The 11698-nt window shown below is 60.9% G+C and carries 7 protein-coding genes; 5 read left to right on the forward strand and 2 right to left on the reverse strand.

Annotated elements, in window-relative coordinates:
* The first annotated feature begins 157 nt into the window (after positions 1-157).
* Both AB7F49_RS34175 and AB7F49_RS34180 read left to right on the forward strand, forming a co-directional pair.
* Positions 158-4306, forward strand: coding sequence for a choice-of-anchor D domain-containing protein (locus AB7F49_RS34175; protein WP_428530655.1), 4149 nt, complete (start codon positions 158-160; stop codon positions 4304-4306).
* Positions 4307-4561: 255 nt separating this feature from the next.
* Entirely contained in the window at positions 4562-6931 is a 2370-nt protein-coding gene (locus AB7F49_RS34180) for a choice-of-anchor D domain-containing protein (protein ID WP_428530658.1), read from the forward strand.
* 236 nt (positions 6932-7167) lie between these two features.
* On the opposite strand, the gene AB7F49_RS34185 is transcribed toward AB7F49_RS34180, so the two are convergent.
* Both AB7F49_RS34185 and AB7F49_RS34190 read right to left on the reverse strand, forming a co-directional pair.
* Positions 7168-7314, reverse strand: coding sequence for a hypothetical protein (locus AB7F49_RS34185; RefSeq protein WP_428530661.1), 147 nt, complete (start codon positions 7312-7314; stop codon positions 7168-7170).
* A gap of 68 nt (positions 7315-7382) precedes the next feature.
* Positions 7383-8312 carry a LysR family transcriptional regulator gene (locus tag AB7F49_RS34190; protein WP_428530664.1) on the reverse strand — a complete coding sequence of 310 codons (930 nt, stop codon included), beginning with the start codon at positions 8310-8312 and terminating at the stop codon, positions 7383-7385.
* 173 nt (positions 8313-8485) lie between these two features.
* Between AB7F49_RS34190 and AB7F49_RS34195 the strand changes: the two genes are divergently transcribed.
* The 3 genes from AB7F49_RS34195 to AB7F49_RS34205 form a co-directional block, all read left to right on the forward strand.
* Positions 8486-9181: a cyclase family protein gene (locus AB7F49_RS34195; RefSeq protein ID WP_428530667.1), complete on the forward strand. Its 696-nt coding sequence runs from the start codon at positions 8486-8488 to the stop codon at positions 9179-9181.
* Between the two features lie 53 nt (positions 9182-9234).
* A complete protein-coding gene (locus AB7F49_RS34200; RefSeq protein ID WP_428530670.1) occupies positions 9235-10680 on the forward strand; it encodes an amidase in 1446 nt (481 codons plus the stop codon).
* 24 nt (positions 10681-10704) lie between these two features.
* Positions 10705-11698 (forward strand): ABC transporter substrate-binding protein (locus AB7F49_RS34205; protein WP_428530673.1); only part of this gene is annotated, 994 nt, incomplete at its 3' end.

The raw sequence follows: 11698 nt of genomic DNA on the forward strand, positions 1-11698 counted from the left end.
CATCGTTACGCTCAATGGCCTCAACCTTCTTGTCGATGAGTCGCAGAATTTCACGGGCGTTCTGCAAAACATACAATTGTCGCTGGGAGGCACGCTCCTGGCGAATATGTTCGTGTCGAACTTCGATGCGGGCGCGTTCTGGAATGCGTTCAAGCAAATGCATAACGGACAGGGGTCGGCCGGCTTCGATTCGTTCTGGCAGTCGATCAGCTACGTGGGAGGTTTCGGCCCAGATTTCCAGCTAGGCAGTGACCAGGCTGACGAATTTCGCGTCAGCGTGGATGACACCGTTGTCGCGCGCGGCGGAAACGACTGGATTCTGGTGGACGATTTTTCTCCGGCATCGATCGACGGTGGCGACGGCGTCGATACGGTGCGGATCGACGCGCATCACAGCGAGGACTTCCACAACATCTTAAACGTCGAGCTTATCGAGCTGTACAACACATTCGAGACCATAGACGTCGATCTGTCCGCGCTGGTCTTTACGCAGGAAGTCGAGATCAGAATTGTCTCCGGTGGCGGATTCATGACCGCAATCGGCTCCGCATCCAGTTCCAATTTGATGTATGGCAATGTCGGCGACGATGGGATAGTCGGCGGCGACGAGAGCGATCGGATTTTCGGAGACGGTGGAAACGATGTCTTGAAGGGCGGCAAGGGTGAGGACTCGCTGAACGGGGGCACCGGAAACGATATTCTTGTTGGCGGCGCCGGCAATGACATCCTTGATGGCGGCGACGACCGCGATACAGCCGTTTACCAATATGCGCGCTCTGAATACAGCGTCGAGGAAGACGGAGGCGATTTTTTCGTCGGATTTTCCAGTCTGCTGACCAGCCGCAGTGAAGGGAACGGAGCACTCGGTTATCTGTTCGGGAGCGCCGACACGCTGCGCAACGTCGAGGCGATTACATTCGGCGGCCAGACGAATGATGTCGAAGTCTGGTCTGCAATGTCCCTGGTTGATTCAGGGATAGCGAAGATTGCGCAGGGCTTCTTCGATATTGGCGAACGGCCCGCCGCCTATCAGCTGATTAAATTCGCGCGGCTAACAAAAAATCAGGCCCTGAGCGTCGCGCAGTCCGCCGGCGTTGTTCTCGACGGCTTTACGATCTATCAGCAGGTTGCGGTATCGAACGACGCACCCAGAACCCTTTACGTGGAGGTTGGATCAGCCATTATCGGCCGAGCCTTGGCACTGGCCGCCGGCGGCATCTCGGCTTTCTTTCTCGGCCCGGCCTGGCTCGCGGCCGTTGGAGTCGCGGTTGGCACCAACTATGTTTACACGAACGTCCTGGCGGCTTTCGTCAAGCAGAAGCTGGCCGAGCACTGGGACGAGAATTACGCTGGCGTGTTGTCCGTTCAAGCGAGCGCGATTTCGGCTGGCGGGTCGCAACCTGCTTCGCTGACCAGCGCCGATCTCGTGGCCTTCGACGAATCGTACTACCTGAGCCAGTATCCGGAAGTACAACAGGCAATCGCTGCCGGACAGTTTCCGAACGCGATGTCTCATTTCCTCACGGTTGGCATCGATCTCGGATACAGTCCGAATGCCACGCAGACGATTGCACGATCCGATCTGGCAATCCAGGTCGATAGCACCTCGTCGTTCCAGAACACCGCTGCATTCGACGTTACGCTCGGCAACTATGCCGGCGATGGCATTTCGGCGGCGGAACAGTCGTTTGCCGATCTGCTCAACGCTGCCCGCGCATCCGGAAATTCGTTGTCGCTGGACGCAGTGTTGTCGGCGATTGCTCATCGCAAGGCGGTCGATCTGGTTCAGAACGGCAACACCGACCCGCTACAGGCCACAGGAAGCTTGCCCGACAGCGACTGGGCTCTCGCGTGGAGTACGGGAGATGAATTTCGCGATGCGTTCAAGACCGCGCTCGAATCCGTGATCGGCGACTTCGCACCCGACACTGCTTTCAGGGTTCTGATTGGCCGTTCGGAGGTCGGGTCAGCCGCGGAGGTCCTGGCGGCGATTCAAGGGCGGGCCGAAGGTGCGGCACTGACCGATGCGACCTTTGATACCGTCGGCGTGGCCGAATATGCAGGTCTCTGGGTCATCATCCTCGTCGACCGCTCGCCAGGCTACACCCCGGCAGTACCGGATTCCGATAATCTGGCGAGCATCACGCTCTACGGTTCCGATGCCGCGGATACACTTTACGCCGGAACGCGCACCCTCACCGCGCATGGCGGCGACGGAGCGGACAAGCTCACGGGCGTCAACGGCAACGACATGCTCGACGGTGGCACCGGCGCCGACACGATGAACGGGGGTTCTGGTGACGACGTTTATATTGTCGATGACGCCGGCGACACGGTTACTGAAGACGCAAACGCCGGAACCGACGAGATTCGTACCTGGCTTCAGACATTCAGCCTGACGGCGCAACCCAATATCGAAAACTTGACTGGTCTCGGAGACGTCGCGCAGACTCTCACCGGCAATCAGAGGGCCAACGTGATCGAGGGCGGCGGCGGCGACGACGCGCTCGACGGCGGGGACGATGCCGATACCGCGGTGTATTCCGGCAATCGTGGCGACTATGCCGTAGCTTATGATGCCGGAACTCAGTTCCTCACGCTGACGGATGTTCGCGAGAACTCGCCTGACGGAACAGACCGCGTGACGAATGTCGAAAGCTTTCGGTTCGCAGACGGTTCTGTATCGCTCAATCAACTCATCACGGACGCAACATCGTATCCCGAAATCGTCGTGCTGGGCAACGAATCCGACATTGCCGACGGCAAATCAACGCCCTCCCTCGACGACCACACGAATTTCGGGGCCGTTCTAAAAAATGCCACACCAGTGGTCCGGACCTTCACTGTCCGCAATGATGGCGCCGCGACACTTACCATTTCGAGCCTGACGATTCCGCTGGGCTTCTCCCTGGCCGAGGGTCTGTCATCGACAATCGCAAGCGGCAGCTTTGACACGTTCCAGGTGCAGTTGGATACCGCGAGCGGAGGTACGAAGAGCGGTGATATCAGCTTTATCACCAACGACGACGACGAGAACCCGTTCAGTTTTGCCGTTTCCGGCACGGTGCAGGCGCCCGAGATCACGGTTTTTGGCAACGGCCCGTCGATCGCGGATGGCGATACGACACCGGAACAGGACGGCACCGATTTCGGCAGTGTCGCGCTGGGAACGACTCCGGTTGTTCATAGCTTTCTGGTCCGCAATGACGGTGACGCGATACTGACAACTTCGGCGCTTGTTTTGCCCACGGGGTTCAGTCTGGTGGAAGGGTTGTCCGCGTCTATCGCACCCGGCAGCTCCGACACTTTTCAGGTGCGACTTGACACTACCAATTCCGGCGCAAAGAGCGGGCAGATCGTATTCACCACAAACGACGAAGACGAAAATCCCTTTAATTTTGCGATCACAGGCATCGTAACGTCGCCGCCGGCGCCCGAGGTCACAGTGCGCGGCAACGGCGTCTCCATCGCCGACGGCGACCTGACCCCCGATCTCGCCGATCACACCGGTTTCGGCACCGTTGGGGTCGGCAGCGTCTTGACCCGCACCTTCACCGTGGCCAATGACGGTTCGCAGACGCTCACGATCGCAAAGCTGAAAATACCCAAGGGCTTCGCGCTGACCGAGGGCCTTTCCGCTTCGCTTGCTCCCGGCGCGACCGATACCTTCACGGTGAGCATCGATACCAAGAAGGTCGGCGTCAAGACCGGGGAGATCACCTTCACCACCAACGATGCCAATGAAGGCGCTTATAACTTCGCGCTGTCCGGCAATGTCATCGTGATCCCGCCTGAGATCGAAGTTCGTGGCAACAATATGCTGATTGCCGACAATGACCAGAGTCCGGCCATGTCCGATGGCACCGCCTTCGGCAATGTGACGGTCGGCAGCAATGTCGTTCACACCTTCACGGTTAACAATAGCGGGGCTGGCACGCTGCTCATTTCCAAGCTGAAGATGCCGAAGGGCTTCACGCTTGCGGAAGGTCTGTCCGCCTCCATCGCACCGGGACAGTCAGACACCTTCCAGGTGCGGGTCGATACCAAAAAAATCGGGCTCAAGACGGGAGCGATCACCTTCACAACCAACGATCCCGACGAAACCCCGTTCAACTTCGCGCTGTCCGCCAACGTGACGGCGACTCCAGCGTCGCTGTCGGCGCTGCTGGATACCACGCCATCGTCAGACGCTCGTAACCTGGCCGGCGCCTTCGCGTTCAATCCGATTGCACCGGCATACGCGCCGGTCGAGGACTACGTCCGCGACCTCCTGCAACTGCATCCACTCCATTTCGATCTTGTGTGAGGCGGTGCCGAGCGCGGGTCCACATGGTGCCCCTTAGACACGACGGTACTCGTGGGTCCGCGCGGCTCCAGCGTGCGGACTGCATCGATCCGCGATTTTCATCGAAATGCACGACGAGCCCGGCGAGGGCGCTTGATGCCGCGCCCCCTTCGTGCGGCTTTTGCGACGGCCGTGGTCACTTTAGTCTCCGCGATTGCGGCGGGGCTGATAAGCTCCGCTGCCCGAGGTTGAATCGTATTTCCGCAAGAGGTTGCAATGGCAGTTACCACCGGGGGCCGATGGACGGACGATGGCGGCATCGCGTCTGGCCGGTTCACGAGTTTTCTCGGTGGCTCGGGTGGCGTCGTGGCCTGGAGCATTGCCGGTGCGGGCCTCGCCAACCAGCTCAACAGTTCATCGCTCCCGAATTTCACGACGACCGAAGATCTCGGCACCTTCCTGCCGCCGGGCTACGAGCAGATTCTGCGTGAGGCCTTCGACCTGTGGGCGGCGGTGGCCGACATCGAGTTCATCCAGGTCGCGGATTCCGGTTACGCGTTCGGCAGCGTGAGCTACCCCACGATACGCATCGGCGGCGGCTATATTGACGGAGGTGCCTACGGCAGCACCTGGGGTTATGCGTTCTATCCCTCGTCATGGGGACCCGGCGGCGACATCGTATTCGACTCCTCCAACACCGCCCTATCCGAGACGGATTTCCGGTGGCTTGCCCTGCACGAGATCGGACACGCAATCGGACTGGACCACACCACAATCCAGCCGGCCGTGATGTACCGGTTCTTCGAGGGCGTCACCGCGCTTCAGCCCGACGACATCTCGGGCATCACCGCAGTCTACGGCGCTCAGGATTTCGGGCCCAATAACTACTACCTGCCGCTCGGGCAATTGAATGTCGGCCTGATCGACGGGGCGCCCCAGCTTTCGGTGTACGGCAATTTCGAAAACAACGTCATCGACGGCACTGCCGGCACCGAGCGAATTTTCGGTCGCGAGGGCGACGACACCCTCATCAGCCGGTTTGGGCAGGACCTGCTCGACGGCGGGACCGGTAACGATACCGTGGATTACGGCTTCGCCGACACCGATCTGACGATCGATTTTTTCGCCAGAACCGTGACAAACATTCCGACGGGCGAGACCGATACCCTCGTCGACATCGAGAATGTCACGGCGGGGAGCGGCAACGACGCGATATGGATCGCTTCGGTCTTGGGCGACAATCGGATCGATGGAGGGCCTGGGCACGACGTTGTGAATATCGGATATTATTTCAATGCGGGCTACCTGATTTCGGGAACTGCGACGGAGCTCGTTCTTTCGGGCGTGGACGGATCAGATACGTTCATCCGCGTCGAAGACATCGCGTTCGTGGACGGCACGGTCCTGTCCCCGGAAGAATTGCTGGCCGGAACGCTCCTTCCCGGCGTGATTTCCGTCAGCGATGTATCAATCGCGGAGGGCAATGGCGGGACGCGTGTTGCGACTTTCGTCGTCAGCCGTACCGGAGGCCATGCGGATGTCGGCGTCGACATAGCAACGGCGGACGGTTCCGCGACATCTGCAGGCGCCGACTATGTCCCGCTTTCGAGGACGCTGGCCTTCACCGAGAACGTGCACTCTCATCAGGTGGCGGTCACGATCAACGGCGACTTCGCATTCGAAGCGGATGAAACGTTCTTCCTCGTCCTGTCGGGCGCCACCAACGGTGCAGTCACCGGCGATCCCGGCATCGCGACGATCGAGAATGACGATGTGTCGGGACCGGAGGTCTCCGTTCTCGGCAACGGCGTCTCCATCGCCGACGGCGACCTGACCCCCGATCTCGCCGATCACACCGGTTTCGGCACCGTTGGGGTCGGCAGCGTCGTGACGCGCACCTTCACCGTCGCCAATGACGGTTCGCAGACACTCACGATCGCAAAGCTGAAAATGCCCAAGGGCTTCGCGCTGACCGAGGGCCTTTCCGCGTCGCTCGCTCCCGGCGTGACCGATACCTTCACGGTGGGCATCGATACCAAGAAGGCCGGCGCAAGGGCCGGTGAGGTGACCTTCACCACCAACGATCCCGACGAAGCCGCGTTCAATTTTGCCCTGGCTGGCAATGTCGTCTTGCTTCCGCCCGAGATCGAGGTCCGTGGCAATGGCAATGTGATCTCCGACGGCGACCTCACGCCCGGCACGACCGACGGAACCGATTTCGGCAACGCCACAATCGGCAGCGTCGTCATTCAGACCTTCACCGTGAACAATAGCGGGCCCGGTACTCTCAGTATCTCCAAGCTGAAGGCGCCGAAGGGCTTCAAGGTCGTCGAGAAACTGGACGCCTCGATCGCACCGGGCGGGTCCGATAGCTTCCAGCTCCAGCTCGACACCAAAAAGGTGGGCCTGAAATCCGGCCAGCTCACCTTCACCACCAACGATCCCGACGAAACCCCGTTCAACTTCGCGCTATCCGCCAACGTGACGGCGACTCCGGCGTCGCTGCCGGCGCTGCTCGACAACGGCCCCGGTGGCGAGGCCGCAGCGTTCGTGTTCGCTCAGACCGGCGATGAGTTTCAGGTTGGCCTCGACGACCTCGGCCACCATCTCGGGCAGCGCATATTGCACCACTTCGATCTGGTATAGGACGATCCTGGCCGGCAGCTCGGAACGCGTCCCATTGCCGAGCCTCAAACATTTCCGGGTGTTCATACCGCAAAAGCATGTGCTACATCGCGCGGGCGCGGTCCCGTAGCTCAGCCGGATAGAGCAGCGGTTTCCTAACTTGTTTCCCCACCGCAAGGCCTTGAACGAGAACGTCGATCTCATCGGACTTTTAAGAGTAAATCGAAAGTAAACCAGCCTACTCTACTTACTAAAGGTCAATCCCCCTTGAGCGTCAATCTCTTCTTGGGGGCGTCGTCAACAACAACCGCATCGCGCTGCGCAATGAATATGCTGCAAGCGATGGCCTGCGAGGGATCGAGCAATTTGCCGGCGATCCCGCTTTCGAACGCCTTGACCGCCACGGCGGGGCGCTACGCAATCGACACTACGAGAACATTTGGGCCTGATCGCATCTCGAATGATCGAGGTGCTATCCAAGGAAACGACTTCCCCACGTCCGCATCTCAATCAGCATTTCGGTCTCCTGCCTGGCGATGCTGAGAACAGCCCGCATCTGCGGTGTGTTCGGCCGCTCGCTGGACCAGGCCACGAACAGTGTTCGAAAGACGGATGGAGAGACGATGCGGATGGCTTTCAGCCGGCCGGCCGCCAATTCGGCCTCCATCTCGCCACGGGGAAGTATCGTGTAGACCCCACCCTGCTGGGCGAGTTGCTTCAGGCCCACGATCGATTCGAGTTCGGTGTGGATCGAGGGGACCCGGCCGATTGTCTGCATGTGCTGCTCGACCGCGACGCGCAGGCCATGCTCGTGGCTCGGCAGGACCAGCGGCAGGTTGGCCACTTCAGTAAGCGACATCGTCTTTCGCGCCGTGCGCCTGTCGTTTGCCGCGCAGACGAGGAAGTGTTCCTCAGTCGCCAATGGCTGCGTCCGCAACACATCGCTCTTCAGGGTGTGATCGTAGATCACGCCGAGATCGAGTTTTCCCCGGATCAGCCACTCGATGATGAAGCCGCTCCAGCCATCGATCACGCGCATGGCGATTCTTGGATATTCGTCCTGCATCCTCTTGACGAGCAGGCGGGTCAGGGCCTGGCTGATCGAGTAGGGCAGGCCGATGTCGATGCGCCCGCCCGGCGACCGTGAAAGCGCCTGGACCTCAACCTGTGCGCGATCGAGTTCACGCAGCACCAGGCGGATGCGTTCGCGGAACACCAATCCCGCATTGGTGAGCACGATCCCGCGTCCCTCTCGGTCGAACAGGCGCACACCGAGATCGCGCTCGAGTGCGCGGATGTGTCGCGTCAGCGCAGGCTGCGCGATATGCAGGCGGTGAGCGGCGCGCGTGACGCTCTCAGCTTCGCTGACCTCCAGGAAATATTGAAGCTGACGCAGGTTCATTGCCGCAACCGGGGGCGATCATGGTCATTTATTGGTGCTGCCGCGCCAGTTCATTCGGCATAGCGCGAAGACCCATAACAATTTCGGCATGAATCAGCCTCAGAATCAATACTGGTTTTCGATCGAGCCCTTGGGCACGATCAGGCTTCCGGGAAATGACAGGGAGGCTTGTGATGGCACGCGTGATCATCGACCTGTCGGTGCCGCTTTCCAACAATATGCCCGCGCACAAATTCTTTCCGCGGCCGGTTATCCTGCCGCACTTCACGCATGACGACATGGAGAGCTGGGGCAACGGTACGCCGGAGGATCCGCTCGGTGGATGCACCACTTTCATCGCGATGATGGATCACGTCGGCACCCATGTGGACTCCTTCTGTCACGTCAAGCGTGGCGGAGCCACCATCGATCAGATGCCGCTCGACATGTTCACCGGGAAGGCCGTCTGTCTCGACATGAGGCATATCCCCGACCTCGGCGACATGGACGTCAAGGACTTCGAGGAGGCGGAAAAGAAGGCGGGCGTAAAGATCGACGGACATATCGTCCTGATCTGCACCGGTCTGCACAAGCGTCATTTCCCGACGGACAAGGTCGTGTGGTCGAACGCGGGCATCACGGCCGAGGCCACCCACTGGCTCGCGGACCGGTCGCGTGTTCACGGCGTCGAGGGTCCATCTACCGACCGCCCGGACCACAACCTGTTTCCGAATCATAGGGTCTGCCGGGATCGTGGCATCACCCACTACGAGTGGCTGTGCAACCTCGAGGAACTCGTTGGGAAGGGCGAGTTCGAGTTTCACGGCTTCCCGCTCAGAATTTGCAACGGCAGCGGATCGCCGGTCCGTGCCGTGGCCATGCTGGACTAGCGGTACGGACAATGAATCGTGCCTCGATCGAAAGCGGAGCAGGTGGCGCAACGATGAGGCCGCCTCGGGCCCCGTCACTCGATGGGAGGGATGAGCTTTCGTTCGTTCCGGCGATCGACCTTCTGCGGCTCATTCGGTCCAAGGCGGTCTCTCCTGTCGAAATCGCCGCGCGCGCGCTGCGCGAGGCCGAGTCGACGCAGTCGACGCTGAATGCATTCGTGACGCTGACTCCCGAGATTGCGATGGATGCGGCGCGGCGTGCCGAGCGCGCGGTAATGGCGGGTGAGGATCACGGATTGCTTTCGGGATTGCCGCTTTCGGTGAAGGACCTGACCGCCGTCAAGGATGTGCGCTTCACCTCGGGATCGCGAACCTTGGCCGATTTCGTGGCGCCGGTCGACTCGCCCGCGGCGGAACGCGTGAAGGCGCAGGGCGCGGTCATCATCGGGAAGACCACGACGACGGAATTCGGCTGCAAGGGTTCGAGCGACAGCCCGTTGACGGGGCAGACGCGCAATCCGTGGAACCTGGGTAAGACCACGGGCGGCTCGTCGGCGGGGGCGGGTGCGAGCGTCGCCGCCGGCATTACGCCCTTTGCGCTTGGGACCGACGGCGGCGGGTCGATCCGCATTCCGTCATCTTTGTGCGGACTGTTTGGTATCAAGGCGCATTTTGGCCGGGTGCCCGTTTTCCCAGTTGCGGCCACCCCGACCCTCGCCCATGTCGGGCCGATGGCGCGGACCGTGCGTGACGCGGCGCTGCTGCTCGCCGCGATTTCGGGTTTCGACGCTCGCGACCCTGCGAGCGTGGCCGCCGACGTTCCCGACTATCTCGCCGCCTGCGAGACGCCGCCGAAGGGGCTGCGGATCGCCTGGAGCCCGACTCTCGGCTACGCGCGGCCAAACCCCGAAGTCGCAAGCCTTGCCGAGAAAGGCGCGTGCGTATTCGAAGATATGGGATGCAGCGTCGAACCGGTCGAAAAGGTCTTCGACGATCCGATCGACCTCTGGATGGCAGAATTCTATGCCGGTGTCGGTACCAGGTTGAAGAAGACGCTGATCGAGCAGCGCGAACTGATCGATCCTGCGGTCGCGAACGTGCTCGACAACGCGCTCGACCAGACCATCGACGAATATTACGGCCGGGTTTTTGCCCGTTACGAGTTTCGAGAAAAGGTCAGGCGCTTCTTCGAGCGGTTCGATCTGCTGCTGACCCCGACGACGCCGGTCGCCGCTTTCGACATTGGCCGCGACGTTCCGCCGGAACTCGACGGCGCCAATATCGTGTCATGGGTCGCCTACACATACCCGTTCAACCTTTGCGGCCTGCCCGCCGCGTCAATCCCGTGCGGGTTCACGGCCGCCGGTCTGCCGGTCGGCCTCCACGTTGTCGGCAGGGCGCTGGGCGAGACCACGATTTTTTCTGCGGCTGCGGCGTTCGAGATGGCACGGCCGTGGGCCGACAGAAGGCCGCCGCAGACGGATGCACGTACCGGGTAACTGTTCAACAGTACGGAGGTAAAGATGAAGCGGAATGCATTCTTGGTACGGCTTGCTGCCGCCGTGTCGGTGGCTTCGCTGGTCGGATTTGCAAGCGCCCATGCGCAGGAGGTCAAGATTGGGGTTGCGGCTGCATTGAGCGGTCCGGCCTCCTTTGTCGGCACCGAGATCAAGCGCGGCGCCGAGATCGCAATCGACGAGATCAACGCCAAGGGCGGGGTCAAGGGGCGCAAGCTCGTGCTGGTCGCCCGTGACGACGAGCACAATCCGGTTAAGACCGTCGCGCAATATCGCGAACTGGTCGAGCGCGAGAAAGTCGTGGCGATGCTGGGGGCATCGAATAGCGCCTCCATGCTGGCAGTGGCGCCGATCGTCAACGACACGCTGAAAGTGCCGGTGATTTGTCCCGCCACAGACGCAACCGCGATCACCGAAAACGATGCGCAGAAACAGGGCCGCGACAACTACCTGTTCCGCGTCGGCATGTATGGCACCGGTCAGGCGAACTTCATGGTCGATACCATGGTCAAGAAGTTCGGTCATAAGAAGATCGGCCTTCTGAATTGGACCGGCGGCTGGGGCGTCACCGGCCGGGGCGAACTGAACCGCCGTCTGAAGGAAAGCGGGCTATCGCCGGTCGCCGACGAGACCTTCGACAATAACGACACCGATATGACGGCGCAGATCATTAAGCTCAAGAATGCGGGCGCCGAGGCGATCCTGAATTACGCACTCGTCCGCGAGAACACTTTCGTAGTCAAGACCAAGGAAAAGCTCAATAACGACATCCCCTATGTCTCGGCCTGGGGTATCGCGGGTCCGGCGTTCTGGAAGGCTGCGGGCGATTCAGCGGAAGGCGTGCTGACCAGCACGACGGTCACCATCGACGGCCCACAATCGCCGGAGCGGATGGCGTTCATCAACGAGTACCGCAAGCGCTACAACGAGGACATGAGCGCCGCAGTGTTCGCGGTCGGGGCTTACGACGCCATCTATCTTCTCAAGGCAGCGATGGAAA

The sequence above is a fragment of the Pseudorhodoplanes sp. genome (assembly GCF_050250235.1).
Classification (GTDB): domain Bacteria; phylum Pseudomonadota; class Alphaproteobacteria; order Rhizobiales; family Xanthobacteraceae; genus Pseudorhodoplanes.

Excerpts from the sequence above, each read along its gene's own strand:
- AB7F49_RS34195 (WP_428530667.1), top strand. The coding sequence starts at position 8,486 with ATGGCACGCGTGATCATCGACCTGTCGGTGCCGCTTTCCAACAATATG.
- AB7F49_RS34175 (WP_428530655.1), top strand. The coding sequence starts at position 158 with ATGCATAACGGACAGGGGTCGGCCGGCTTCGATTCGTTCTGGCAGTCG.
- AB7F49_RS34190 (WP_428530664.1), bottom strand. The coding sequence starts at position 8,312 with ATGAACCTGCGTCAGCTTCAATATTTCCTGGAGGTCAGCGAAGCTGAG.
- AB7F49_RS34200 (WP_428530670.1), top strand. The coding sequence starts at position 9,235 with ATGAGGCCGCCTCGGGCCCCGTCACTCGATGGGAGGGATGAGCTTTCG.
- AB7F49_RS34180 (WP_428530658.1), top strand. The coding sequence starts at position 4,562 with ATGGCAGTTACCACCGGGGGCCGATGGACGGACGATGGCGGCATCGCG.